The sequence below is a fragment of the Leclercia sp. UBA7405 genome (assembly GCF_037152215.1).
GTDB classification, from domain to species: Bacteria; Pseudomonadota; Gammaproteobacteria; order Enterobacterales; family Enterobacteriaceae; genus Enterobacter; species Enterobacter pneumoniae.
Genome location: NZ_JBBCMR010000003.1, coordinates 238,119 through 264,548 on the forward strand (window position 1 = coordinate 238,119; position 26,430 = coordinate 264,548).

Sequence of the window (26,430 nt, forward strand, 5' to 3'; positions counted from 1 at the left end):
CTGGAATTCCGCTATCTCGGTGTATACCGACTGTATGGATTTAACTCCGCAGGGTTGTGCTCAGGCCGCTGAAAGGGCAATGGCGGCGGTGGGTCAGCGCTATCCCTACAGCCTGCTGGACTTTAACTGCCACCGGTTTACTGCCCGCTGCGTTACCGGCAATTCATGCACTAATATCTGGCTTGCCAGACATCTCGATTCTTTTCAGAAAGGGGACCGATGGCGCGTATGGCAACGATGAAAGCCAGCCGTTGCAGGCAACGTGTCACCGGACAGGGAGAACGGCTTATCCGGCTGACCATGGCTCTGTTTTACGGTCAGACAATATTTGTTCGCTACATCATCCGGCAGTTTGACGTGTCTCCCCGTACAGCAAGACGGGACCTCACCCATCTGGCCTTTGTGCTGGAATCCGCTGGCCCTCACCTCTGGCGACTCTCTCCCTCTCTGAAACCCTGACTTTTTTCTCTGCCGGACATCTCCTGACCACCCTGTATGGCAGGCTGTCTCCGCTTTTCAATCCATAAGGGAACATGATGAAAATTTTTAAACTATTAACCGCCACACTTCTGCTTTCCGCCTTCAGCCACAGTGCGCTTGCCGATGAGCAAGCCGACGCTCAGATGATTACCAACTCGACCTTCTGCGCGATGTACTCCACCCGCCTGACCCAGACCAGTGACAGCGGCCTTCAGGTAAAAGGCGTTAATCTCAATGCTCGCTTCAACGGACCGGTATTCAACCGGGTACTTCAGGTGATGAACAAAACCTATGGCAGAACCTGGCTCGAATCAAATGCCCGTAACGGCAGCATGACCGCCATGCAGCTTTCGCAGTCGGAGCTGCTCTATAACCCGGAATATGCCCGGCAGTGCGATGCCTTTGCGGATAAAGTGGAAAAGGAATGGCGCGGAAAGTAATTCCGACGCGTTATACCTCCATCCGGTGAACAGAAACCTGCTTTCGGGCAGGTTTTTTTTCTCTTTTTCTTTTTCAGCCGGACACGCCCTGTCCGGGGACATCCTTAAACTGTCAGGTCCAATATCCGCTATGAGGTGAAATATGGCTACCTACCGACACGACCCTGACCTTGAGTTTCTGCGCCACTGCCATCGTGACGATCTGGATTTACTGGTTTCTGTACTTATCTGCGATCCGAAAGACGGACTGGCACGTATTACGGAAACGCTGACTTACGATCCTCAGTATAAAAAACACAAGCCCAATCATCCGCGTTACTGGGATGCCATTGCCGCCGAGGTTCAGACATTTGGGGCGAACAGCTATGCCACGCTGCTCCGCTGGGGTAAAGGGGTGCTGTACCGGGAAATTCTTACCGATGCCTGCGATAAAATGAAGGTGAACTACAACAGCAAATCCAGTGTTGAAACCATTGAAATGAATCTGCTGATGAAGATCCTGGAGAAAAGCCTTGAGAAGATGACGCCCGATCAGTTAAAGACCGTGGCGGAAGAGTTGCAGACAGGCTACAGCAATCCCACACCGGAGCTGCTGACCATGGCAATCCAGGCGGGGATAAAAACATCCGGGTTTGCGGCCTATCAGATGGCGCTTGTGGTGACGAATGGCGTGGCGAAAGCCCTGTTAGGCCGAGGGCTGACCGTTGCAGGAAATGCCATGCTGACGCGGACTATGGGCGCTTTTGCCGGTCCCGTGGGCTGGGTGCTAAGTTCTCTCTGGCTGCTGATAGATTTAGCCGGTCCCGCATACCGGGTGACGCTACCATCCTGTATTTTTATTGCCTACATGCGCCAGAAGCATCTTTATTCACCTGAGAATACTGACGTTTAGAATTTACATTTAAGATTTTCAGGCTTTAAAAAACTTCAGAGGGCGGACAAATCCTGTCCGCTACTGCTGGCATCATTTCCGGGCAAAATTCGGGAACGATGTATGACGCTGATAACACAAGAAAACGAACATGACAGACTGGCAACCCGCCTTTCCATCATCCTGAGCCGTTTGTTTCAGGGTGAAAAGCTGCATATCGGGACGCTAGCAGAAGAATTCGGGGTGACAACGCGAACGCTGCGGAGGGATTTCAATGTCCGCCTCACGTATCTTGATATTGAACAGAGCAACGGCGTATATCAGCTTGCCTCACATTACTTTCGTCGCCGCACGGAACGGGACATGAGCATACTGGCGAGACTGCTGCATCTTGACCGTCTGTTACCCGCGATGGATGCCAAACTGCTGAGCCTGATGCTTGACGGGGAACGCCCCTCTCCCTACAGGATTATGCTTCCGGAACCGCGTCAGAAACCCACGCTGTTCGGTGATTTCAGCAGACTAACGCTCGCCATACTTAACCAGACCAAGGTGCGTATCAGAACCGATGAAAACGTCAGCCATACCGTTCATCCCTATCGCCTGCTTTGCAGCCATGCAGAGTGGTATCTTGCCGGATGTGCTTTATCGGGCATGTTCGTTATATCCCTGTCCCGAATCAGGCTGGTTGAGGTATTGCCGGATACAACGTTTGAAATCGATAACGCGCTCATTTCGCTGATTGAACAGTCTGATTTTATGGAAGCGTTACCCCACATGAACATTATTCATCAGATAATGGATTACGGGGCAAAACAACCGAATAATCGAAATTAAAATCACAACATATTATTAGTAATGATTAAATCACATTAACATGGTAAGTGAGAATATTATGATTATCGATAGAGAATACGCACTTGTAGATACGACAGCAAGACTTAACACTGACCTGCGTGACTTTGAAAGAGAAATATACAGAGTCGCCAGCGTAACTTTTGGCAATGACCTAACTGACATAAGCATTTATCAGTTCAGTTTTATCATTAAAGTCAGAACAAATGGTGAGAAGATAAAGCACGGTCTTCTTATTAACTTCGGGAAAAACATAGCAAGACAGGTTTCATCACTTTGTGCATCCGCGATGCGATTCTACCCGAATGAAAGACACAAACCGAGCCGTCAGCTTTTTAGATGCATAAATAAAAATTCGTGACATTGATTATATTTATCGAAAGATAATTAGTGATGCACTTCGGATAGTAAGCCTTAATATTCCAATATCAAGGCGAGGGTTATACTAAACAAATTAACTCTCGCCATAACTGAAATTAATAAAAAGCATTATCAATGCAAATTTATTTAATCATTCACTTTCAAGTTCAAGCACACCCAGAGTATAGTCATATCCTTCAGTTGCAACAAACACATGTTCAATTAAATGTAAATCTTTCGGTTCATCAGGAAACCATAAATTTGCTGGCTGTTTTTTACTTTCACCAACAGGATTCGTTGATAATGAGGACATTAATGAACCCTCTGGAATTGATATAGGTGGAACACCTTTTGTTTTGATATATACTTTGCTTTTATATGCTTTTTGGTTAGAGGAAGCCCATAAAATCATACCATCCCTAGCTGCGACAACTACAATTCGCTTTGGAAGAATTTCCTTCAATTTCAACGCTGCAGCCATAAGAGATACATTATATCTATTGGCGCAGTGAATAAGTAATTCAATACTAAATTGCTGATGAGATGTTTGTTTTCTACAATCGTCCAAAGGCATTAAAAGATATGATGCAAATGTATCTGCCTCATTTTCTATATCGCGGACTGATAGAAATTGCTCACCAACTATAGATGTACATAAAAATTCATCCATTTCAGCACGATGCAACATGTAGTGCCCTAACTCATGTGCAATCGTAAATCTTTTACGACCTTCTGAACGAATATTTTCTTTATATAAAATCATCCATTGGCTTTTATCTGGATGTTTAATTAAGGCACCTTCAAAATTATCAACATCACTCTTTTTTATTTTCACTATAGGATCACTAGGAGAAGTTTCTTTAGAATACTCTAGCGCTAAAGATTCAACATCAACAGGAAACCTATCCTCTCCCAAAAAAATGCTCAGGATCTTTGATAACTTATTTGCCTCTGCCTTTGGCTTCATTTATTATTCAATCCTCGTCATCCCAAACATCTATTAACTTCCTCACTTTTTTCTTATCGCTATCTGAAAGACCTTTATATTTCCTAAAGAATGCCTCATCTATCACATCCTCATCAGGATTAGCACTTTTACTTTCGAGCAAAAATTGAGTTGTCACACCTAATGCTTTTGCTATATTTTCTATCTTTTCAGCTGAAGGGTTAGAGCTTTCCCTATTTTCTAACTCCCAAATATAGCTTTTACTTGTTCCAGACAATTCAGCAAGTTTATCAATACTAAATTTCAACTCTCTACGCCTTGCATTGATTTTATTACCCAATGTAGAACTCATGCTTTCTCCTTGGTGCTCTATTACTCGTTATAATCATTATAGTTTTGAAGTTAGCCAAAACATATGCCTATTAGTATAGCGAACATTTTTGTACTTTTACATAGTAACTATTGAGCAAAAGATCAACACATTTTCGGTAAAAAGAACGATAAAAACACACTTGACCGAACGAAAAAATCGATCAATGATAGCTGCAAGTTCGATGAGTCGAACAAAATCGTTCAATACCTCTGACCTTACAGGGTTCTATACCAAGGAGAACACATGAAAAATAAATTCATAAAAATCAATGACAAAATTGTTGAGATCGATGATCTCACTCCTACAGGGGCTCAAATCCTTCTTGTAGCTGGTGTCAAAGACATTGTTGAGTATGTTCTGTTCCAGAAGCTGAAAAATGGTTTGCTTGAAGAGATTCGTCCTGAAGAAAAAACGACTCTCGATAAAGAGGGGGTTGAAACGTTCCTGATGTTTAACTCCGATCGCACTTATCGTTTTACACTTAATGGCAAAATGTTTGATTGGGGAGCACCAAGCTTAACAGGGGCCACAGTAAAATCTCTCGCAGAGTGTGATTTTGACAGTAATGACGTATGGCTTGAAATGAAAAATGAGAAAGACAAACTCATTACTGACCATGAACATATTGACCTTACTCAGCCAAATGTTGAGCGCCTTTATACCCAGGAAACCAGTATTAACATCATTGTCAATGCAAAAATGCGGGTCGTAAATCGCCGCGTGATTAGCTACTGGGATGTTGTTCATCTGGCATATGAACATGCCGAAAATAAGGAAACATCAATCTATTCTGTAGATTACGCTAAAGGGCCAATTAGCAATCCAGAAGGCTCAATGGTTGATGGTCAATATGTTCAATTAACCGACGGGATGATTTTTTATGTCACTCAAACTGATAAATCTTAATCCTTGCCTGAAAAGACTTCAGGATGAGGGCTATGAACTCGAAATTAGAGATGGTTTCCTTATGGTTCACTCAGTACCATATGTAAACTCCAATAAAGAGGTCCTGAAAGGGACCCTTATCACTAATCTTGTTTTAGTATCCCCCGATGTTGTTGGTAAACCTAATACACACCAAATGTATTTCAATGGGGAACATCCCTGCCACCCTGATGGAAGAATATTAACAGCCATTCAGCACACCACTCCAAATCAAACACTTGGGAATGGCATCATAGGGAATCATTGGTTTTCCAATAAACCACCGTCAGGTAGCTATGATGATTATTATCATCAGGTTACTAGTTACGTTAGAGTTATTGAGAGCCAAGCCAAAGCTATTGATGAAAATGTTTCAGCGAAAACATTTATTTCGCATTACCTTACTAATGATGAAGACATTTTCACATATCAAGATACAGCTTCAGCTCGTATTGGAACTGTTCAGCTCAACAATCTAATTGCAAATCAGAAACTAGCTATTATCGGGTTGGGTGGAACTGGCTCTTATATTTTAGATATGATATCTAAGACCTGTGTAAGTGAAATACACTTATATGATAAAGACCAATTCCAACAACATAACTCATTTCGTGCTCCTGGAGCCGCATCGATAGATGACTTAGAAAAAAAACAAACAAAATGTGATTACTATTATCAAACGTATAGTAATCTGAGAAATGGAGTCATTCCTCATAATGAAATGCTGTCAGAAACTAACTTACATGAACTAATTAATTATGATTTTATCTTCATAAGCATAGACAGCGCCACTTCACGTAAGATGATCACTGATTATCTATACCAACATAAAATCAGCTTTATTGATGTAGGTATGGGATTAAGTTTTACTGAAGACAAAAGCAGTATTTTCGGCACTTGTCGTTCTACATTATATAAAAAAGATATGGATGATACGCCTTTAAAATCACTGCCAACCATATCAAGAGATGATGAAGTATACAGATCAAATATTCAGTTGGTAGAATTAAACTGCCTAAATGCAGCATTTGCTGTCATACAATGGAAAAAACTATTTGGTTTTTATTGTGACGACATGAGTTCGTATGAAATGACTTACAGTTTAGGGTTAAACAAAATAGCAAATAAGGTTATGGAGAGAGTAGAATGAAAACTCTATCCATTACTTTTACTGAATTTATCCCCGAGCAATTAGAAGAAGGCATCCTGTATGTTTCGATGCCATATTCTACGATAACTCATCTATGTGCATGCGGATGTAAGAATGAGGTAATTACTCCACTTTCTCCACTTGATTGGAGTATGACTTATAATGGAAAAGAAATTTCATTACATCCATCTATAGGAAATTGGCAATTCCCATGTAGATCTCACTATTGGATAAGAGGCAATAAAGTTGTCTGGGCCGGAAATATGCACAACGATATAATAGAAAATAATCGTAGTGCAAACTTAGCATTAAAAATGAAGAAATCTGAAATAAATATTACTTCACATAATTATACTGAAACCGGCATGAACGATAAACCTAAGCAAACCTCTTATTTCAATCAATTAATGAACACAATTAGAGAGTGGTTAGGATATAAGTAAAATCATTCTCAACATTATAAGCAGCGCTTTAACATATGCATTTGAACCCAGGGAGGGAAAGTACTCCCTATTTCAATTAACTCACTTAAAATATTCATATCCATTTTCTCATGAATAGTAATTTTCACTTCTCAGTTAACAACAAAAATACTGATTACCAAGGATCTTAGTGCAGATTGCATCAAGAGGAGATAACCACCGTGATAAGCATAGGTAGTGCCGCTATGTTACCTCTTACAAGGTAGAATTCTGGTAAGTTTAATTTGATTACTTTGCAACCGATTATGAAATGATGCCACTGTGAGAACATTTTTTTGATAAGGTAATCCAATGAATCTATCTTTTACATACGCAAAGGAAAGCAGTTCATAGGCACTTTTAAAGGGATTGAAAATCCCCGTGTCCTTGGTTCGATTCCGAGTCCGGGCACCACTATTTAGAAGAACCCGCCTATGGCGGGTTTTTTGCTTTCTGGAGCCGGACTCTCCATCGAACTTCGTTCGATTATTGGCTGCAAACACTTAAATCATTCAGCCTGCAAATCTAAAAAATAAACAACAACCCTTTCTAATATTATTTATAGAAATGGCTCAGGTTAATTATGAAATATATTAATCAGGGCCATAAAAAAATAAATGTATTGTCGAGATGAATCCCAGCCGAATAAATTCCTAATCTACTCCTTTGAGGGAATAATAGCTTTCCGTTTATGAAAATCACTTCAGGTCAGGCTCAGGGCAAGGTAATATTATTTTTGCGAAAAAGCAGAACAGCAAATTCAGTTTGTATCACCAGGAAATTTCAGCGTGATCATTTCTATTTGCCTCAGGAATTTTCATTTTATTAAATATGGATTGTGTAAATGAATAAAAATATTCAAGCCGCTATTATTGCCGTAGCGACGGTGATGAGCGTCCCGGCTATGGCCGCAGGGAATACGGCTCAGGTTGTGATTGACGGCATTGTCATCGATGACACTGAATCCTGTAATATTACTCCGGGCGGCGCCATAACCAGCAATACCGTCAGGCTCGACGATATTAGAGCGAATGAACTTGAAAAACTGGCAGTCAACGCCCCTTCAATGACATTTGCGAAGGACGTGTTCTATACCATTCAGGACTGCAAAACCGGAGGACGTAATTTTACGGGGAATCTGACGGTAAGTATGTCAGGTAACTTCAATGCTGCGATGGATAATGTCCTGGTCAACGAAATTACCACTAACCCAGCCCGCAATGCGGCAATCACCCTCGTCAATTATGACAATAGCCGCATCAAACTTGACGGCTCAAGCACTAAAACGGTCGCGTTTACGCCGGGCGCTCCTACCCTGGTACGCTACAAAGCAACTTACGTGAAAACGGCAAACGGCGTCACTGCAGGTGATATTAAAGGCACCTCCGTCTTCACGATCTCCTACTAAAAGCCAACAAAGCCTGCCGCTGGCAGGCTTTGCTAAATACCCATCGGGTTTTATCGGTAAAGCATTCAGCCTAATGCGCGCTATTTCTCTGCCGTCTGCTCTCTTCCCACCAGTACCGTCGTGATGACAAACGACAGCACCAGCGCAATAGCCACACCCGATAGCGCAAACATAAAGTATGGGCCGATATAGGCGGGCAAACTAAAGATGCTCGACAGAATGTAGCCATACAGGCGCACCCCGAAGAAGGCGATAAACGCCGATGCCAGCGAGCTGGCTACCGTAGCCGCGATAAAGGCTTTTTTGTAGCGGGTCAGTACGCCAAATAGCGCCGGCTCGGTGATCCCCAACAGGGCCGAAATCGCGGCTGACAGCGTGACCGTTTTCTCCTGACGATCGCGGCTCAGGCGCCAGATTGCAAAGGTCGCACCGGCAATCGCCATGTTAGCCATAAACATCATTGGCATCAGCATGTCGTAGCCGCGGTCGCTGAAGTTTTGCAATGCGATGGGCGTCATGGCGTGGTGCATGCCGGTAAGAATGGCCACCGGACGTATCGCACCGACGATTAACCCGGCAAAGCTCGCCGATACGCCGAACAGCCCTTCAATAAAGTAGGCCAGCCCTTTGCCCAGCCAGATCCCGATGGGGCCAATCACCACCAGCGCGGCCAGCGCGCCAATAAACAGCGTAAGCGTGGGCGTAAAGACGGTTTTCAGCACATCCGGCATGATGCTGTCCACCCAGCGATGGATATAGCTCAACGCCAGCACCGAGAAGATGACCGGAATAACGCTTGAAGCGTAGTTAAACACCGATACCGGAATAGCATTAAGCAGCCAGAGCGCGCTTACCGCCCCTTCCTGATGCGCCGCCAGCGCTTTAGCCGCCTCAATCAGCGAAGGATACATCAGGCAGGCCGCAACGGCTGCCGCCAGGTATTCGTTCGTTTTAAAGATCCTGGCCGCCGATACCGCCAGGAAGAAGGGCAGGAAGTAAAAGACGCCGCTGGCGATCAGATCGATAACCATCACGGTATCGCTCTTCGCAGAAACCACCTTCAGCGCAATGAGACCCGCCAGCAGCCCTTTGATCATCCCTGCGCCGGCAATGGCAGGTACGATGGGGCCAAATACGCCGGAAACGGTATCCATAAACATCGAGACCAGGCTCTTGCGCCCTTTTGTCTCCGCTGGTGCGCTGTCGGTGCTCTGTCCCAGCACCTTCAGCATTTGTTCATACCAGCTATTCACCTTTGGCCCGATAATGACCTGAAACTGGTCGCTCTGGAGCTGAGCCCCCAGCACGCCCGGGAGATTTTTAATGGCGGCCTGATCCACTTTATTGTCGTCGATTAAATCGAAGCGTAATCGCGTCATGCAGTGCCAGACTTTATTTATATTCCCCTGGCCACCGACCAGACGAATAATATTGTTGATGGCTTCTTGCGTCCCCATAAAGACTCCTGCCGGTGTTGTTGTTTTAATGTTGTCCAGAAGCATAATTAAACCCATCTGACAAAACAAACCAATAAAAGTTGATTAGCTTCACAGTTACTTATAAACAGAGGCCAAAAAACCATGCTTTAGCAAAATTGGTACGGTTTTTAATTCATTTATTCGCAAATAACTGACCAAAATAAATAATAAAAAAAACGGTTTACCTGCCAACATTTTTAGAGCGATGATAAACCTATCACCTATTCCCAAAGTCGCCGCAAAGGAGTTCTTCGTGACGCCTGTGATTATTAAAGATATTGCCTGCTTTATTACCCGTCCGGACAGACATAACCTGGTGACTGTGCGCGTTACCACTGAACAGGGGGTAATCGGACACGGCTGCGCCACTTTCCAGCAGCGTCCGCTGGCGGTCAAAACGCTGGTCGATGAATATCTAAAGCCGCTGCTGATTGGCCGCGATGCCAGTAACATCGAAGACCTGTGGCAGATGATGAACGTGAACGCCTACTGGCGTAACGGCCCGGCAATGAACAACGCCATTTCTGGTGTGGACATGGCCCTGTGGGATATCAAAGGCCAACTGGCGGGTATGCCGCTTTACCAGTTGCTGGGCGGCAAATCTCGCGATGCGATCCCCGCTTACAGTCATGCCAGCGGCGAGACGCTGGGTGCGCTGTTCGCCTCTGTGGATACGCTACTGGCGCAGGGCTATCGTCATATTCGCTGCCAGTTGGGGTTTTATGGCGGCACGCCGTCAGCCCTGCACGCGCCTGATAACCCCACCCCCGGGGCCTGGTTCGATCAACACGAGTACATGGCTAACACCGTGGAGATGTTCCGCGCCCTGCGGGAAAAATATGGCTGGAAGCTCCAGTTCTTGCACGATGTACATGAGCGCCTCTTCCCTCAGCAGGCCGTTCAACTGGCGAAACAGCTGGAGCCTTATCAGCCTTACTTTGTCGAAGATATTCTCCCGCCGCAGCAGAGCGGATGGCTGGAGCAGGTTCGCCAACAAAGCTGCGTCCCGCTGGCGATGGGCGAGCTCTTTAATAACCCGGCGGAATGGCATGACCTGATTGTGAATCGCCGTATCGACTTCATCCGCTGCCATGTTTCGCAAATTGGCGGCATCACGCCGGCTATCAAACTGGCGCATCTCTGTCAGGCCTTCGGAGTACGCCTGGCGTGGCATGGCCCCGGCGACATGACGCCCATCGGCGTGGCGGTGAATACCCATCTGAACATTCACCTGCACAATGCCGCTATTCAGGAGTTCATCCCGCGTTCGGACACCACCGATCGGGTGTTCCCGGGTGCGCCAGAGGCGAAAGAAGGCTTTATCTATCCCCCTGACGCACCAGGCATTGGCGTAGGGTTCAATGAGGAGCTGGCGCGGGCGCATCCGGTGGTCTATCGCCCACACGAATGGACGCAAAGTCGTCTGCCCGATGGCGCGATTCACACGCCCTGATTTTGCCGCCAGGCTAAGTTATCGCGGTTCCACGGGGTGACGTAGGTACAGGTATAGTTGATATCAATGATATCGCTGACTTCAAAGACGCGCCCTCCCTCCAGAATCCCACGGTTACTGATATGCATTGCCGGGCTGCCTTTTTTGCAGCCCAGCATGACGGCCTGTTCACGGCTGACGCTCACGGCGCGATAGGTCGTGAGCATGTGCGAGATAGTTAAACCTTTACTCACCACATACTGCTGGATAGAACGCTCGATCGCCTGTTGATTGAGGTCGGGAAAGTCCGCGACAGGCATACTGGAAACCTCCAGCTGTACCGGCTGATCGTCGACATAACGCAGACGGCAAAAGTGCCAGATGAAGCTCTCTTCCGCGATGCCAAAGATCTGTTGCGCCGCCCGGTCAGGCCGCCGCTTATGCAGGCTGAGCATCCGGTAACGCATCTGATCAAAGCGCTTTTCGGTGATCGAGTTGTAGATCAGTGGGTTGTTACGCGCATGCTCGTTGATCCAGATCCCCGAGCCCTGCACAATGCGCACCACGCCAATGCTCACCAGTTTTTCCAGCGCCTGACGAATCGTAAAGCGCGACACGCCATACTCTTCGGCCAGTTGCCGCTCAGGGGGCAGTTTACGCGGCTCAGACGTGCTCTCCTGATAAATTTTGCTCAGAAGATCCTGGGTAACAAACTCACTTTTTTTCATGGCTCGGCCCTGCCTATTTTCAACCCTTGCGGCGAGCGATGAGTTTATCATTTTGCGCCTGGTTATTTTATAACGCTTCACTTAACACGCAGGAACCCCCTTCGCCAGCAGCGCTGGCCAGACGGATGCCCAGTCAGATCCATGCGCCATACCTGCTACGCGCACAACCCGAACACAATCGCCGCCCACCGCCTGCTGAAAACGCACGGCGACGGCAGGCGGAACGGTCGTATCCTCTTCACCGCTGAAGTGGGTTTGCGGCACGTGGCGCAGGGTCGCGGCTGCATCCATCGCGCTAAGCGCGTGCGGCATGGGGCTAACCTTGTGCTGCCTATTCACAAAGGCCACATCCAGGTTGCCTGCTACGGTGCGCAGAGTCCGCACATCGCGACGTCGCTCAGCCAGCAGCGCGGCAATATTTCCGCCGCCGGAGTAGCCAATCACATCGAGTTGCACGCCCGGGTAGCGCTGCACGACCTGGTCGAGCGCCTCGTTCATGGCATCAATCACCGCGGGAGAAAAACGATCGTTTGTCCACATGTTTACCTGGCACTGGCGCGGCAGAGGCGAAGATAAAAACTGACAGGGCCGGGCGAGATAGAGCACATTGGCCGCTGTATCGCTGGCGGCCAGTTTCAGGCCAACCGGATTATGCGGGGTGGGGTTATTTGATGGCTGGGTACGACTTTTCCATGCAAAGCCGTCCCCTTCAATGTACACCCGCAATAAATTAACCGGAGGGGTAATTCGGCTCCAGCTAACGAGGATAAATTGATTAGCCTGCAAATCAGTGCTGATCAGACCAGAACGGGCAGCCATTTTATTTGCCGCCTGATTAAGATCCCCTGAAACACACCCTGTTAATAAAAAAGATAAATGAATCAATAGCACCAGAAAGAATATATTTTGTTTTTGCTGCATTTAATTCCAATCCCTAAGTTAAATTAAAAGGCACATAAAAAAGAGGCCTTTGTTTCAATAACAAATAATTAAGCAGCGCTTATTGTTTTTGGCAACAAAATGTATATTCTCCACACCAATGATATCGGATTAATCCGGAGATTAGACCAGCTGCATCTTACAATGTTTGCAACTTTATGATGGTACACCATGGAAAAAAAACGCCTTAGCCAGCTGATTTCTCTGCTGCTGGCCTCCGCGGCTGCGCAGGGTTTGATGACTACGCACGCCTTTGCTGTTGCCTCTAGCGATCTCGTTATCACGACCTCTGCTGATAGCGTCATTATTGATGACCCACTGATCGGTAACCCCACCACGGCGTTAGCGGTGAACTCGGGTATTACTGTTGGAACCCTTATTAATAACAGCCATATTCAGGATATGGCTGACAATAATTCTTATAGCAATCTTAATATTGCCCAAATTGATGGTAATGTCGGTACACTGATTAACAATGGCACCCTTGCCAGCGTCAATCGCTATCACTATGGCAGTATTCTTGAAGTCAGTTCTGCCGGTGTAGTTTCAAACTTCATCAACCATGGCAAAATTGAATTTTCATCCGACAGCTATAGCCTTAATTATTACGATACTGGCGCGATTGATAATGCCGGCAATATCGGCACGCTGACTAACGCAGTTGATGGCACAATTAACGGGCCACGCGGTATCAGTAACCTGGGGCGAATTGATAATTTAAATAACGCCGGGGTCATCGCAACCGAATCGGGAAATATGCCAGGATTTGGCAACAATGGCGCTATTTACAACAGCGGCTCCATCGGTACGCTGCATAACACCGGAAGTCTGATCGCCACTGAGGATATGATGGGTGACAGCTCAGGGGTTTATAACCAGGGCACCATCACCACGCTGATTAACGATAATACCATTGAGGCCAGTAACAGCGGCATTCACAACTACGGTATCATCAATACCCTCGAGAATAATGGCACGATCCACGGTAGCATTGGTATCTTTGACAGTACCTCCGGCACTACCTCAATCAAGAGTATCGTTAATAACGGCGAGATCGTTGGTAGTTACTCAGGTATTTACCTGATTAATTTCAATACCACGCCGGATGCCATGACCATTGTGAATAACGGCGTGATAAGCGGCCAGACCTACGCGCTCTATATTTACAGCGACATCAATAATGGCAATGCCAGCGCTGACGTGACGCTGACTAACACCAATATGGTGAAGGGCATTATTGAATCCCGTAGCCCTGTCGCGCTGAAAATTAACGGCGGCGATCACTCTGTGGGCGTGCTGACCGGCCTTGATGGGCTCAACACTGTCGGCACCATTACCACCACCAAATCCGATCTCATCTTTGGTACCGGTTCCCTGTTGCTGAATGACAACGTGTTGACCAACAACAGCACCGTGGTGAACGACGCGGCCTCGCTGCAGGTGAATAACGCCATCAGCATCACCGGCGATTACCATCAAAAAGCCGCTGCGACGCTGATTTCCGGGATCTCCGATCTGGCGACCCAGGACCTCGACCTGCTGAGCGACAGTGGCTACGGCCGCCTGAACGTTAGCGGCAACGCCGTCATCGACGCGGGTTCCAGCGTTAACCTACTGCGTACCGGCAGCACCTACAAATTCGCTGAAGGTCAGCGCTATGTGGTGATTAACGCGCAGGGCGCGGACACGCAATACAACGCCAGCGCGTTGAAATATAAAGCCGTCGGTTATAACGGCAAGGTTTACGGTTCAGTGTATGAGGTTGATGCCAATAAAGCCCTGGTGCTGACCGTGGGCCCACAGAACAGTGAACCGGATGTGGTGACGAACCCAACCAAACCTGAGCCGACAACGCCGACGCAGCCGACGCCAACTCAACCGACTACGCCAACTCAACCGACTACGCCGACAAAGCCGACTCCAACTCTGCCGACGAAGCCGACTCAGCCGACGCCGACGCCGACGCAGCCCACTCAGCCAACTCAGCCGGCGCAACCTGAGCCGACTCTGCCGACGCAACCGACTCAGCCATCACAACCTGAGCCGACAGAACCTGCACAGCCAGGTAAACACAGCTGGGCTACCACGCCAACCGCAACCGCGGCGCTGGGCGGTCTGAGCAACTACTCTGGCATCGCCTCTCCGCAGCTGCTTGAACTGTATAACGCCTCTTTAGCGATCGATGGCACTGCAGAAGCCAACCGCGTGGGCGAGAAGCTTTCTCCGGGTCAGAACATCAACACCAGCACCGCAGCAGGGGTAGCAACCTCTACCGCGCAGGCCGTGGTTGGCGCACACATTGATGCCGTACGCAATCCACAGGCCTCCGGCACCACGGGCGTGGCGACCGGCGACGACTATAGCGCGAACTGGATCGTCTGGGGTCAGCCGTTTGGCGGTTATGCCCGTCAGGACAGCACCCGCGATATCAGCGGTTACTCCGCCAAATTCGGCGGTCTGATCCTCGGCGCCGACCGCGCGCTGGGCGACGACTGGCGTCTGGGTGCGGCGGTGAACTACAGCAACACCTCTGTTCACGGTAAAGACAACCTGAGTGGTAACACCTCTACCGCCGATAACTACGGTGTGATTGCTTACGCAGGTTATACCGGCGAACCCTGGTACCTGAACCTCTCCGCAGGGCTGAACCGTCAGAACTACAGCTCCGTTCGTCGCGCTGAGTTCACCGGTTTCTCCGGCTCCGCTCAGGGTAAATTTAACGGCTCTTCCGTCACCCTGCAGACCGAGTTCGGTTACCCGATCACCCTGCCGGCAGACGTGGTCGTCACGCCGCTCGCCAGCCTGACTTACGGTTATCAGCATGTTGATGGCTATACCGAGACAGGCGGAAACGGCATGGCGCTGGACGTGGGCAGCACCCACTCTGAATCGGTGGTGAGTGATATCGGTGCCCGCATCGAAAAAACCTTCGACACCGGTCTGGGTAAGCTGACGCCATTCGCACAGGTTTCCTGGATCCACCAGTATGACAACCGTCAAATGAGCAGCCGTGCGACCTACGCCGCAGATACCATTGGTGAAACCAGCTTCATCACCAAAGGCGCGGCCCCGGTCGAAGATATGGCCGGTCTGGCGGTTGGTAGCACGCTGTATGACGCAAACGAGCTGAGCATTGATGCCCGTTACGATCTGCAGGCAGGTGACCGTTACCAGGCGCATACCTTCAGTCTGCGTTTACGTAAGATGTTCTGATAACCACAGCTGAAAAACGGGGCCACTACGGGCCCCGTTTTTTTATCCCTTTGCCAGCCATTGAATTTTTACCCCTGCAGGTCGATAGTAGTCATTTTTCAATAAGTAGAATGCTATGACTGCAACCACGCTCTCCCCGGCATTAAAAGGCGGCGCGCTGATCCTGCTGCTTGTCCTGATCTACACCGGTGTCTATACCGGCGACCGTATCACCTGGCTGATGGAAGTCACGCCGGTGGTGATCGTTGTGCCTCTACTGCTGGCAACACATCAGCGCTATCCCTTAACCCCGCTGCTCTACATTCTGATTTTCTTCCACGCCCTCATTTTGATGGTCGGCGGGATGTACACCTATGCCAAAGTGCCCATCGGTTTTGAGGTGCAGGCGCTGTTTGACCTCAGCCGCAACCCCTACGACAAACTGGGTCACTTCTTCCAGGGGCTGGTGCCGGCCCTGGCCGCGCGGGAGATCTTGCTGCGCGGTCATTACGTTCAGGGGCGCAAAATGACCGCGTTTCTGGTCTGCTGCATTGCGCTGGCCATTAGCGCCACCTATGAGCTGATCGAGTGGTGGGCGGCGCTGGCAATGGGACAAGGCGCGGATGATTTCCTCGGGACCCAGGGCGATCCCTGGGATACCCAGTCGGATATGTTCTGCGCCCTGCTCGGCGCGCTCACCACCGTCCTGCTGCTCGGGCGCACTCATCAGCGACAGCTAATGAGGACGGTTAAGCCTTAAGGTCAATGCCGCTGTGCGCCAGCACGCCCATCTGGCTATACATGGCGCAGGCGGCGCTGACGATCGACATGCCCAGCGCGGCGCCGCTCCCCTCGCCAAGCCGGAGGTCGAGCCAGAGATAGGGCTGTAAACCAAGATGTTCCAGCGCACGCTGCGATCCCTTCTCTGCTGAGAAATGGGAAGGGATGCAGTAGTGTTTCACCGCCGGCGCGATCTGGCAGGCCGCGATTGCCGAAGCGTAAGAGAGAAAACCGTCGAGCACCACCGGCAGTCCGCAGGCCCCGGCCCCCAGGATAACCCCGGTCATCCCCACCAGGTCATACCCCCCTACCTTCGCCAGCACGTCCAGCGCATCGGCGGGATTGGGCTGATTAACGCGGATGGCCTGCCTGACAATCGCCTCCTTGTGCTGCAGCCGCTCGGGGGGCAGGTTTGCACCATGCCCCACCACCTCATGCGGATCGCAGCCGCACAGGACGCTGATCATCGCCGAGGCGGGGGTGGTGTTCGCCATCCCCAGCTCACCGGTACCCAACACCGCGATCCCCGCTGCGGCCCGCTGTTTTACCAGCTCAGCGCTCGCCAGCAGAATCTGTTCCGCCTGCTCGCGACGCATTGCCGGGCCGACGGCGATGTTATCGCTGCCCCGCGCCACTTTCAGGCTGAGCATCCCGTCGAGTGGGTCGCCGTTAATGCCCACATCCACCGGCAGCACCGTCGTCTGGTTGCTTTTCGCCAGCACGCAGACGCCAGAGGAGCCATTGAGCATATTCTGCGCCTGAAGACGGGTGACCGCCTGCGGAGCCAGTGCCACCCCCTCCTGATAGACACCGTGGTCGGCGCACATCACGATAATCTCTTTGGCCAGATCGCCCAGCGGCGGCAGCCCCCGCATACCCGCCAGTTGAATAGCCAGCGCTTCCAGCCTGCCAAGGCTATTCAGTGGCTTCACCAGACCATCAATGTGCTGCGCGGCCTGCGCCATTTTCTCTGCGTCCAGCGGGGCGATCGCCGCCACCAGCGCTTCTATGCTCTGCATCGGTGTTATTCTCACTGTTCTGAACGGAAGGGACTTTGATGATTAAAGTGGCGTAAGATCATAAACCCACCGCGATTTTCCACCATCGTCCAGCTGCCCTGCTGAAACGGAAAGTGCCACATCGCCTCTGCCGGCATACGTAGCCAGTGGGCCAGCATCAGGCTTAATACGCCCTGATGAGCGACGACCAGGCTGTCGCCGTCTTCCTGTTGTTGCGCCAGCTCGTCGGCAACGCTTTTTACCCGTCCGGCAAATTCGGCAAAGGGCTCACCGCCGCCGGGGGTGACGTTCTGCCAGTCATCCACCCAGCGCTGCCACGCCTGGGGTTCCTCTTCGGCAATGCTGCTGTGGTGGCGCATCTCCCAGCTGCCGAAGTGCATCTCGTTGAGCCGGGGATCGCTGTTAGTGATAATGCCGTTGGGCACCACCAACCGGGCGGTTTGCTGCGCGCGCTGAAGCTGGCTGCAGTGAATTTGCCCGAAGGTGAGCGTCGCCAGACACTCCCCCACTCGCCGCCCCTGCTCAATGCCTTTATCGGTTAATGGCAGGTCGGTGCTGCCGTAAAAGAGGCCGCTCTCATTGGCTGCGGTTTGCCCGTGACGTACCAGAACCAGGCGCATGATTTAGCTCCACATCAGGGCCAGCAGAAACAGCGTCTCGCCGGTTTCTGCCAGCGCGCCAAGGGTATCGCCGGTCTGGCCGCCTAAACGGGTACGCAAATAGCGCACCAGGCACGCCATCAGCCCCCAGGTGACCACCATCGCCGCCACGCCGTGGAGTCCGGTCAGCGCCACCACGATAAGCGCGCCGATGAGCAGCGTTATCGCCGCTTCGTGAAACAGAATGCCGCCAATGTACAGCGTACCCAGCCCCTCGCCTTCCCGGGCATAGCGCTGACCATACATCCCCAGCACCAGCCCTGCCCGTGAGACAACCGGCGCACAGACCAGCAGCGCGAAGAGTTCCGCAGGGGGGCGAGAGGATAGGCCCGACACCGCCATCACCTTGAGCAGAATGCAGAAGATCAGCGCCAGCCCGCCGAAGGTGCCGAGGCGGCTGTCCTTCATGATCGCCAGCATCCGCTCCCGGCTACGGGCAGAGAAGATCCCGTCGCAGGTATCGGCCAGCCCGTCGAGATGGAAGCCGCCCGTCAGCAGGGCCATCGCCAGCGCCCAGACGGCGGCCCCCAGGTAAATGCCGCCCCCGGTCTGGCTCACCAGCAACGCGGCCAGCGCGGCCACCACGCCGACAAACAGCCCCACCAGCGGGAAATAGGGCACGCCGCGCCCAAGCTGGCGAAACTTGACCCCATCGGCCCACTTCTCCGGAACCGGGAAACGGGTCATTAGCCGCAGCGTGGCCCAGAGTAAATTCAGCTTCATTTAATTTTGACTCCAATCCCTGAGACCATCAGCCATACGTCGTCTGCGGCCCGGGCCAGCTTCTGGTTGGCCCGCCCGGCGATATCGACAAAGTGACGTGCGAGGCGATTTTCCGGGGTGATGCTCATCCCCAGCTCATTGGTAACAATAAATACCGGTGCCGCAGTGTGCTGGCAGGCGGCAATCAGCGCGTCCACCTGCTGCTGCAGCCAGATCTCCAGCGGCGCGAAATCGAGCGTATCCGGGTCGGCACCGCCGGAGGCCTCGTACAACAAGTTCGCGAGCCAGGTGGTGATGCACTCCAGCACCACCCCTTCTCCCGGCTGCACCTGTTCGCGTAGCACCCGATCGAGCGCACGGTATCCCTCCCAGGTGCGCCAGTGTGCGGGGCGCTGCGCCTGATGCTGCGCAATGCGGCGAGCCATCTCCTCGTCCGTCACGACGGAGGTCGCGATATAGAGCACCTGCTGACACTGTCCGGCAACCAGCTTTTCAACCTGCGCACTTTTGCCGCTGCGCGCCCCGCCCGTGACTAAAATCATGCCATCGGCTCCTGATGCTCGCGCATAATCCGGTAAATGCTCTGTAGATCGAGATGCTGGCGCATGCTCGCCGCCAGCTTGTCAAACTGCTGCGCTTTATAGGCCGCGTAGTCTGGCAAGGTTTCCAGGGGGGCGAGCCCTTTTCGCACCCGCAGGCTGTCCACCAGGGTACGGGTAAAGATGTCGTTGTCGAACAGACCGTGCAGATAGGTACCCCAGACCAGACCATCGTCGCTCACCGCGCCGTCGGCGACGGGCTGGCCATTTTTTTGCAGGTACAGGGCCGGCTGCGCGCCGGTAGCCAGGGTGGTTTGTCCCATATGGATTTCGTAGCCGCGCAGCGTCAAGCCTGAAGCGCTGGCCAGCCAGCCGGGAAGTTCAGCCAGTCTGGCATCGACCAGGGTAGTGGTTTTAAGTGGGGCGAAACGGGTGACGGTCTCCAGCAACCCCAGCCCTGGCAGCGTACCGAGGCCGGACTCCACCTCATCTATCAGGGTGTTGCCTAGCATCTGATATCCGCCGCAGATCCCCAGTAGCGGCACGCCGTTCCGGTGTTGCACCCGCAGCGCCTGCGCCATCGCGCTCTCCCGCAGCCAGGTGAGATCCTGTAATGTACTTTTGCTACCCGGCAGGATAATCAGATCTGCGCCTGCAAGCTGGTGCGGATCGCGGACATAGCGCACCCGCACGTCCGGCTGCGCGGAAAGGGCATTAAAGTCGGTGAAATTGGACATGTAGGGCAGTTGCACCACGGCGATATCGACGCTGCGCTGCCCCTGCTGCATGGCGCGGCGTTGTAACACCACGCTGTCTTCCTCTTCCAGATCAAGCTCCAGCCAGGGCAGCACGCCCAGAACCGGCACGCCGGTGAGCGCCTCAATCTGACGCAGCCCAGGAGTCAGCAGCGACACATCACCGCGAAATTTATTGATGATGACCCCTTTCACCCGCCAGCGCTCATGCTCCTGCAGCAGGGCCAGGGTGCCGTAGATCGCCGCAAAGACGCCGCCGCGATCGATATCGGCCACGAGGATCACCGGACAGCGGGCAATCTCGGCCATGCCCATATTGACGATATCCCGGTCGCGCAGGTTGATCTCTGCCGGGCTGCCCGCCCCTTCCAGCACCAGCCGGTCGTACTCCTGCGCCAGGCTCTGGTACACCGCGGCAATCTGCTCGCGAAGCCGGGGTTTGAAATCGTGGTAGCGAACGGCATCCATATCGCGCAGCACCTCGCCCATCAGCACCACCTGCGCCTGGCAGTCAGAGGTGGGTTTCAGCAAAATGGGATTCATACGCACGTCCGGGAGGATCCCCGCCGCTTCGGCCTGCATGATCTGCGCCCGCCCCATCTCTTTACCGTCAGGGGTGATGCCGGAGTTGAGCGCCATGTTTTGTGATTTAAAGGGGGCGGTGCGCCAGCCATCCTGATGGAATATCCGGCACAGCCCGGCCACCAGCACGCTTTTTCCCACGTCCGAGGCGGTGCCCTGCAGCATGATTGCCTGCGTCATTACTTCTCCTGAATACCTTCACTGAGAGGGATTCAGCTTATCACTACATGCCTCCAGCCCAACACTATCGTTGCGCTGACAATGGTGAGGATGGCGGCAATATGCAGCAGAAAATCCATCGGGTGTATCTCAACGGGGTGGCAAAAGGTGAGCAGCGTCAGCGCCATGCTGGCGACACCGGCCCCGGCGGTCGCCAGGGTGCGCAGAGGATAGAGCGACCGGGTGCGGCGCAGATACGCAATGACAATCACCACCATCGGGGCGCTGACCGTGAGCATAAAGGCATAGCAGTTCACTTCGTCGCTGTGATGCCCGGCAGGAGGCGATGAATTGAGGCTGAACAGCGCCCCTACGGCCCACAGCAGCAAGGGCAGCGCAAACCAGCGCCAGCTCAGCGGCTTGCGCCCGGCAATACTCAGGGTGAACGCATTCGCAATCGCCATCCCCCCTACCAGGAAAGCGAGAGAGAGTTGCACCACCGCCAGCCAGGATCCCGCTGCAGACCAGTCGGTGGCGGCACGGTTCACCAGCAGGCTGCTTAATCCTGCGCAGGGGAGCGCCAGCAGCATCCAGGTGAGCACCCGCAGATTGCGGGCCTGCGGGCGCGTCACGGGCGTCGCCTCGCGGCTCAATTGTTTAATTAAGAGATCATGATCGGCCATGGTTCGCTCCCATCCGGCGAAGATTGGTTAAGGCTCTGTGCAGGAGAGATTTGACCGCCGAAATGGTCAGGTTATGCCGTGCGGCGGCCTCGGCGAGGCTCATCTCCTGCAGGTGGATATGCTCCACAATCTGGCGCTGTCGCGCCGGAAGCTGGTCTAAAATCGACGCCAGCTCCTCTTCGGTTTCTTGTTGACCGATATTACCGGTCCAGACCCCTTCCGCCAGCGGCTCATCGTCGCTTTCCCGCCGCTGTCGCCGTCCGCGCTGGCGTAACGCATCCACGGCACGCGCCTGCGCGATCGCCATCAGCCAGGGTAAAAAGGGGCAGGCCGGATCGTAGGTATGACGCACCCGGTGCACGGTGAGCAGCACCTCCTGAATCACATCATCGATCAGCACAGGATCGGCAATCTGCTTACGGACCAGCGCCCGAATCACCGGCACCAGGGCCCGGAGCAGCAGGGAATAGGCGTCGCGATCCCCGGCCTGCGCACGTGCCATCAGCCCGGGCCAGGACTCGCGGGGAGCCAGATTGCTATCCATCATTCGCCATGCGAACTACCTCACGCTTTTTTACCGGCCGCCCGATCGAGGGCGTTCACCACAATCGACGGGGTTAGCACCTGCGGCAGCACCTTAGGTTCGCTACCGTCGGCCGGATAGACGACGTACAGCGGCAGCCCTCCCTGCCCGAAGGCCGTCATGGCATCGTCGATATCGGCGTTAAATTTGGTGGAATCCGCCACCATATAAATAGTGCCAGTGCGCGACAGCGCCTGCTTCACCGCCGCGGTAGAGAGCGAAGTGCGATCGTTCACCTGACAGGTGATGCACCACGAGGCGGTAAAGTTCACAAAGATAGCTTTGCCGTGGCCGCGCATCTCTGCCACCGTTTGCGGCGACCACTTCACCGGCGCGACCTGGCTCGCAACGGCCGGTTCTGCCGTAACGGACTGCGTCTGCATGATGCCCGGCAGGGGGGTAATCGCCGCCACGAAGAGCACCACCGTCACCGCCAGCAGCACTTTATACGAACGCCCGGCGAAACGTCTGCGCTGGGCCATCCCATACAGCCACGCGGTGAAGCTCACCACCACGGCACAGGCCAGCATTGCCGCCAGCGCGGTGGTTCCCGCCTGTTGCGCTAATACCCACACCAGCCAGGCAAAGGCGCCAAACATCGGAAACGCCAGCCCGCGCTTGAGGATATCCATCCAGGCGCCCGGTCTGGGCAGGCGAGCGGCGATCGCCGGGAAGAGCGAAATCAGGGTAAAGGGGGCGGCGAACCCCAGCGCCAGGGAAAGGAAGATAACCAGCGAAACCGCCGGCGGCTGCACCAGCGCATACCCTACTGCACCCGCCATAAAGGGGGCTGAGCATGGCGTAGCGACCACAATCGCCAACGCGCCGGTTAACGCCGAACGGGTAAATGCCCCGCGCCCGCCTGAGATCTCACCTGCCCGCTGCAGGGATAATCCCACCTCAAACACCCCCAGCAGGTTCAGCGCCGCGCCGAGGATAATCAGCGCCAGCGCGGTAATGACCAGTGGAGATTGCAGCTGAAAGCCCCAGCCCACGGCGGTACCGCCAGCGCGCAACGCCAGCAACACGGCAGCCAGCGCCAGCATGGTAAAAATCACGCCCAGTAAAAAACCGAGCCCTTCGGTGCGGGCGCTGGCCCGGTCTCCCTGATGTCGCAACAGCCCCAGCGCCTTCAGCGAAATCACCGGAAAAACGCACGGCATAAAATTGAGGATAATGCCGCCGGCGAAGGCGGCCAGAATGGCGGTTAACATAGCGGGCCCCAAAACTAATTATGAATGTGTGTTCGCGTATTGCTTCACGGCATCCATGGACTTCTGGATATGCTGGTCAGGGTTACGGTCGGTATAGCTCATCAGAATTTTACCGTCGGGGGCGATGACGTAGGAGGTGCGGTCAGAGACCGTTTTACCGTTCATCTGCATCAGCGTTTTGTACTCGCCCGCCACTTTCGCGCCGGGATCGGCGGCCACGGCAAATTTATCACGGCACTCCAGCTTCGAGAACTCATCCACCTGATCGACATTCCCGGCGGTGACCCCAACCACGGTCGCCCCCAGCTTTTTAAAATCATCGCTCGCTTCGGCGAAAGCATGTGCCTCCAGGGTGCAGCCTTTGGTAAAGGCTGCCGGGAAGAAGTAGAGCACCACCGGGCCTTTCTGTAATGCCTGCTGAAGCGAGAAGGTGAGCGGCTTGCCCCCCAGCGCCCCTTTCAGGCTGAAATTGGGCGCGTTATCCCCCACCTCGAGCGCCGCGTTGGCATTCAGGGTGAAGAGGGAAAAGGTCAGTACCGCAGCAGCAGAGAGGGTGTTTAACAGTTTCATGGTCAGCTCCATCAGGAAAAAACGTACTTTATGAATCATAGTTCGCACGCCAAGGCCCGAAGGTTTCGCTCGCCGATAAAAAAAATCCGCAAGGGTCGCTTGCGGAGGGGAAGAGAGCGTCAGGATGGGTGGAGGTTACCGATCTTTTTCCACCATTAACGGTTCGATATCGCTCTCTTTCTTAATCACCAGCGAAGTATCACCGCGCAGGCAGGTACCGCCGTAATTGCCGCCGACGGTAAAGGTACAGACCTGGATATACTTCTCGTCCACCTTCGGCAAACACCACAGCTGCTGGTAAATATTTTTGCGATCGACAAACTTGCCGCTCGATTTATCCAGTAGCTCCTCCTGCGGGCTGATGAGATCGATATTGCTGCCGCAGCGCCCGGCGATAGGCTTCACGGCGTACCCGGTCTGGCTAAGCAGTGCGTTGACCTCAAAATCGGTATCCAGCAGGTAGCGGTGGTGAGGGAAGAGCTGCCACAGCACCGGCAAAATGGCTTTGTTGCCGGGGATCACCGTCCATAAAGGTTCAAAGACCAACACTTCCGGGCGCAGCAACACATCGATTAAGCGCACCTCGTTTTGCGGATGGCCGGTACGGATAGGAACCGCCGCGTACTCGGTTTCACTGACTTCGCGGATCTGCTCGATGGCCGTCTCCCACGCCCAGGTTTTCCAGACGCAGTTAACCAGCCGCCCTTCATCATCAATTAATTGGCCTGCCGCATCCCAGCTTAACGCCCCCAGCCCATGCAGGATTTTGGTTTCAAACCCGGCCTGAAGCAGCGAACGCTGAATAAAGAGGGCGTGGTAATCCTCCTCCACATCGTTGTCCTGCATGATGTGCACAAAGGGGCGGGCCTGGCTGTGCTTCCAGGCGCCAGAAAGCTCTTCCAGTAACCCTTCCGCCGGGTTATGTCCGCCGCCGCGATAGCCATTTTTCACCCACTCTTCCAGGATCAGGCCACCTTCGGTGTGGCACGAAGCGGAGTCGGCGTTGTACTCATACACCTTGATGCCGCGCTCATCCATGCAGAAATCCATGCGGCCGGTAATCATATGGTGACGACGCCACTGCCAGGAGAGACGCAGGCGCGGCCAGAGAATTTTCGGAATGTCGAAAAGCGCCAGTAAGTTGTCATCTTTCAGCACCTTGTCGGTGGCATGCAGATACATCAGGTGCAGCTCGTTGGTCGCTTTGATCAACTCCTGCTCGGCGCTTTCGGTGATGGTGAAATAGTGGCAGGGATCGTGATTGATAAAATGGCCGTTGGCACGCACGTAGGCCTGCTGCAGCGCATCGTTCTCATTGAGCCATTTGCCATCAAACTGGCGGTTGTTTTTCAGCCGCGCGCCGCGAATATTCAGCAGTTCGCCGTTAACTTCTGGCTGCGGGAGGCTGTGTTCGGTGTCGCTGGTCTGGATCATCCAGCCCAGAATTTCGGTGTCGCTGAAGGTGTCATGAAGCCGGTAGCAGCCGTTCTCCACGCTCATTCTGAGTTCGCGCGTCCACTGCTGTCCCAGCGGCAGCGGAGAGTGAATAACATTCTGCTCCGCAATGCGCACCTTATCACCCAGCCGTTGCGTGATGACGGCCACGTGGCCGGTTTCGTGGAACTCACCACCCTTTTGCCAGATAAGCAAAGCCCCCGCCTCCGGCGCGCGCTGAGAGCCGTTAGCAAAGGCCTGCAGCGGCAGGATATCGTCATTCACCACCTGACGAACAAAGCGTAAAGAGAAGATCTCCCACGCCATGCGCACATCGGTAAAGACAAAGCCGTAATTCAGGAACAGGAAGCGGCGGGCAAACTCAACGCACTGCCACTTGTGCCCCATATATTCATTGCCGGTATAGCTGCGAAAATCGGCATCTTCCGGATAATTTCGCGGATCGAGGGAGCTGTAATTCGAGGAGTAGATCGCCACGCCTCCCGGCGCATAGCCTAATAATGTCCCGAATGGCGCATCACTGCTTAACGTTCCTTTACGCATGTTTCCAACCTAATAAAGGCAGGCGGCAATTTTTTAGGGGGTTGTCGTCGTCTGCACGTTGTAATTAACCTGACAGAGGTGGATTTATCATACACCCGCGTGGCAAATTATTCGCCGCAGCAATAACGA

Annotated in this window: 27 protein-coding genes; 12 read left to right on the plus strand and 15 right to left on the minus strand. The window is 52.7% G+C overall.

Going from position 1 to position 26,430, the window contains the following annotated elements; all coding sequences use genetic code 11:
- Nucleotides 1-19 precede the first annotated feature (19 nt).
- The 5 genes from WFN75_RS16395 (at nucleotide 20) to WFN75_RS16415 (ending at nucleotide 2,628) form a co-directional block, all read left to right on the plus strand.
- Nucleotides 20-241: a lecithin retinol acyltransferase family protein gene (locus tag WFN75_RS16395; protein ID WP_442913313.1), complete on the plus strand. Its 222-nt coding sequence runs from the start codon at nucleotides 20-22 to the stop codon at nucleotides 239-241.
- Nucleotides 220-459, plus strand: coding sequence for a DeoR family transcriptional regulator (locus tag WFN75_RS16400; protein ID WP_336996506.1), 240 nt, complete (start codon nucleotides 220-222; stop codon nucleotides 457-459). The genes WFN75_RS16395 and WFN75_RS16400 overlap by 22 nt, the downstream gene beginning before the upstream one ends.
- 74 nt (nucleotides 460-533) lie before the next feature.
- A complete protein-coding gene (locus WFN75_RS16405; protein ID WP_336996507.1) occupies nucleotides 534-920 on the plus strand; it encodes a hypothetical protein in 387 nt (128 codons plus the stop codon).
- A gap of 142 nt (nucleotides 921-1,062) precedes the next feature.
- Nucleotides 1,063-1,812 (plus strand): DUF3944 domain-containing protein, encoded by a 750-nt coding sequence (locus WFN75_RS16410; protein WP_336996508.1) that lies wholly within the window; start codon nucleotides 1,063-1,065, stop codon nucleotides 1,810-1,812.
- Between the two features lie 102 nt (nucleotides 1,813-1,914).
- Nucleotides 1,915-2,628 (plus strand): helix-turn-helix transcriptional regulator, encoded by a 714-nt coding sequence (locus WFN75_RS16415; protein ID WP_336996509.1) that lies wholly within the window; start codon nucleotides 1,915-1,917, stop codon nucleotides 2,626-2,628.
- 529 nt (nucleotides 2,629-3,157) lie between these two features.
- On the opposite strand, the gene WFN75_RS16420 is transcribed toward WFN75_RS16415, so the two are convergent.
- Entirely contained in the window at nucleotides 3,158-3,973 is an 816-nt protein-coding gene (locus WFN75_RS16420) for an ImmA/IrrE family metallo-endopeptidase (protein WP_336996510.1), read from the minus strand.
- 7 nt (nucleotides 3,974-3,980) lie between these two features.
- Complete coding sequence (locus WFN75_RS16425) at nucleotides 3,981-4,304, minus strand: helix-turn-helix domain-containing protein (protein ID WP_032664388.1); 324 nt, start codon at nucleotides 4,302-4,304, stop codon at nucleotides 3,981-3,983.
- 264 nt (nucleotides 4,305-4,568) lie between these two features.
- Between WFN75_RS16425 and WFN75_RS16430 the strand changes: the two genes are divergently transcribed.
- From WFN75_RS16430 to WFN75_RS16445, 4 genes are all read left to right on the plus strand, one after another.
- The gene (locus tag WFN75_RS16430) at nucleotides 4,569-5,231 is read left to right on the plus strand and encodes a multiubiquitin domain-containing protein (protein WP_053069300.1); all 663 of its coding nucleotides are present in this window, start codon (nucleotides 4,569-4,571) and stop codon (nucleotides 5,229-5,231) included.
- The gene (locus WFN75_RS16435) at nucleotides 5,206-6,399 is read left to right on the plus strand and encodes a ThiF family adenylyltransferase (protein ID WP_336996511.1); all 1,194 of its coding nucleotides are present in this window, start codon (nucleotides 5,206-5,208) and stop codon (nucleotides 6,397-6,399) included. Before WFN75_RS16430 ends, WFN75_RS16435 begins: the two co-directional genes overlap by 26 nt.
- Nucleotides 6,396-6,842: a DUF6527 family protein gene (locus tag WFN75_RS16440; RefSeq protein ID WP_336996512.1), complete on the plus strand. Its 447-nt coding sequence runs from the start codon at nucleotides 6,396-6,398 to the stop codon at nucleotides 6,840-6,842. The genes WFN75_RS16435 and WFN75_RS16440 overlap by 4 nt, the downstream gene beginning before the upstream one ends.
- A gap of 862 nt (nucleotides 6,843-7,704) precedes the next feature.
- Complete coding sequence (locus tag WFN75_RS16445) at nucleotides 7,705-8,268, plus strand: fimbrial protein (RefSeq protein WP_046886034.1); 564 nt, start codon at nucleotides 7,705-7,707, stop codon at nucleotides 8,266-8,268.
- Between the two features lie 80 nt (nucleotides 8,269-8,348).
- On the opposite strand, the gene WFN75_RS16450 is transcribed toward WFN75_RS16445, so the two are convergent.
- Nucleotides 8,349-9,725, minus strand: coding sequence for a PTS transporter subunit EIIC (locus WFN75_RS16450; protein WP_046886033.1), 1,377 nt, complete (start codon nucleotides 9,723-9,725; stop codon nucleotides 8,349-8,351).
- A 274-nt stretch (nucleotides 9,726-9,999) separates the two neighbouring features.
- Between WFN75_RS16450 and WFN75_RS16455 the strand changes: the two genes are divergently transcribed.
- Nucleotides 10,000-11,199, plus strand: coding sequence for an enolase C-terminal domain-like protein (locus tag WFN75_RS16455; RefSeq protein WP_336996513.1), 1,200 nt, complete (start codon nucleotides 10,000-10,002; stop codon nucleotides 11,197-11,199).
- On the opposite strand, the gene WFN75_RS16460 is transcribed toward WFN75_RS16455, so the two are convergent.
- Nucleotides 11,187-11,906: a GntR family transcriptional regulator gene (locus WFN75_RS16460; protein ID WP_336996514.1), complete on the minus strand. Its 720-nt coding sequence runs from the start codon at nucleotides 11,904-11,906 to the stop codon at nucleotides 11,187-11,189. The genes WFN75_RS16455 and WFN75_RS16460 overlap by 13 nt on opposite strands.
- A gap of 81 nt (nucleotides 11,907-11,987) precedes the next feature.
- A complete protein-coding gene (locus WFN75_RS16465; RefSeq protein WP_336996515.1) occupies nucleotides 11,988-12,725 on the minus strand; it encodes an alpha/beta hydrolase in 738 nt (245 codons plus the stop codon).
- A gap of 291 nt (nucleotides 12,726-13,016) precedes the next feature.
- Here WFN75_RS16465 and WFN75_RS16470 point away from each other — a divergent pair, with 291 nt between their 5' ends.
- Together WFN75_RS16470 and WFN75_RS16475 are read left to right on the plus strand one after the other, a co-directional pair.
- On the plus strand, nucleotides 13,017-16,058 hold the full coding sequence (locus WFN75_RS16470) for an autotransporter family protein (protein WP_336996516.1): 3,042 nt from the start codon (nucleotides 13,017-13,019) through the stop codon (nucleotides 16,056-16,058).
- Between the two features lie 115 nt (nucleotides 16,059-16,173).
- Nucleotides 16,174-16,797, plus strand: a complete 624-nt coding sequence (locus WFN75_RS16475; RefSeq protein WP_040074049.1) for a DUF2238 domain-containing protein — start codon at nucleotides 16,174-16,176, stop codon at nucleotides 16,795-16,797.
- Here WFN75_RS16475 and cobT read toward each other — a convergent pair.
- The 10 genes from cobT to gss form a co-directional block, all read right to left on the minus strand.
- Nucleotides 16,787-17,836: a nicotinate-nucleotide--dimethylbenzimidazole phosphoribosyltransferase gene (cobT, locus tag WFN75_RS16480; RefSeq protein ID WP_207292391.1), complete on the minus strand. Its 1,050-nt coding sequence runs from the start codon at nucleotides 17,834-17,836 to the stop codon at nucleotides 16,787-16,789. The genes WFN75_RS16475 and cobT overlap by 11 nt on opposite strands.
- An 11-nt stretch (nucleotides 17,837-17,847) precedes the next feature.
- The gene (locus tag WFN75_RS16485) at nucleotides 17,848-18,456 is read right to left on the minus strand and encodes an adenosylcobalamin/alpha-ribazole phosphatase (RefSeq protein WP_286791400.1); all 609 of its coding nucleotides are present in this window, start codon (nucleotides 18,454-18,456) and stop codon (nucleotides 17,848-17,850) included.
- A 3-nt stretch (nucleotides 18,457-18,459) separates the two neighbouring features.
- The gene (gene cobS / locus WFN75_RS16490; protein ID WP_336996517.1) at nucleotides 18,460-19,218 is read right to left on the minus strand and encodes an adenosylcobinamide-GDP ribazoletransferase; all 759 of its coding nucleotides are present in this window, start codon (nucleotides 19,216-19,218) and stop codon (nucleotides 18,460-18,462) included.
- Entirely contained in the window at nucleotides 19,215-19,760 is a 546-nt protein-coding gene (cobU, locus tag WFN75_RS16495) for a bifunctional adenosylcobinamide kinase/adenosylcobinamide-phosphate guanylyltransferase (protein ID WP_336996518.1), read from the minus strand. The genes cobS and cobU overlap by 4 nt, the downstream gene beginning before the upstream one ends.
- Nucleotides 19,757-21,274 carry a cobyric acid synthase gene (locus WFN75_RS16500; protein WP_233800615.1) on the minus strand — a complete coding sequence of 506 codons (1,518 nt, stop codon included), beginning with the start codon at nucleotides 21,272-21,274 and terminating at the stop codon, nucleotides 19,757-19,759. The genes cobU and WFN75_RS16500 overlap by 4 nt, the downstream gene beginning before the upstream one ends.
- Before the next feature lie 32 nt (nucleotides 21,275-21,306).
- Nucleotides 21,307-21,936: an NrsF family protein gene (locus tag WFN75_RS16505; RefSeq protein ID WP_336996519.1), complete on the minus strand. Its 630-nt coding sequence runs from the start codon at nucleotides 21,934-21,936 to the stop codon at nucleotides 21,307-21,309.
- Nucleotides 21,923-22,480 carry a sigma-70 family RNA polymerase sigma factor gene (locus tag WFN75_RS16510; protein ID WP_336996609.1) on the minus strand — a complete coding sequence of 186 codons (558 nt, stop codon included), beginning with the start codon at nucleotides 22,478-22,480 and terminating at the stop codon, nucleotides 21,923-21,925. The genes WFN75_RS16505 and WFN75_RS16510 overlap by 14 nt, the downstream gene beginning before the upstream one ends.
- Before the next feature lie 20 nt (nucleotides 22,481-22,500).
- A complete protein-coding gene (locus WFN75_RS16515) occupies nucleotides 22,501-23,733 on the minus strand; it encodes a protein-disulfide reductase DsbD family protein (protein WP_046886022.1) in 1,233 nt (410 codons plus the stop codon).
- A gap of 18 nt (nucleotides 23,734-23,751) precedes the next feature.
- Nucleotides 23,752-24,303 (minus strand): peroxiredoxin, encoded by a 552-nt coding sequence (locus WFN75_RS16520; protein WP_040078395.1) that lies wholly within the window; start codon nucleotides 24,301-24,303, stop codon nucleotides 23,752-23,754.
- Nucleotides 24,304-24,438: 135 nt separating this feature from the next.
- Nucleotides 24,439-26,301 (minus strand): bifunctional glutathionylspermidine amidase/synthase, encoded by a 1,863-nt coding sequence (gene gss / locus WFN75_RS16525; RefSeq protein ID WP_040074037.1) that lies wholly within the window; start codon nucleotides 26,299-26,301, stop codon nucleotides 24,439-24,441.
- Nucleotides 26,302-26,430 lie beyond the last annotated feature (129 nt).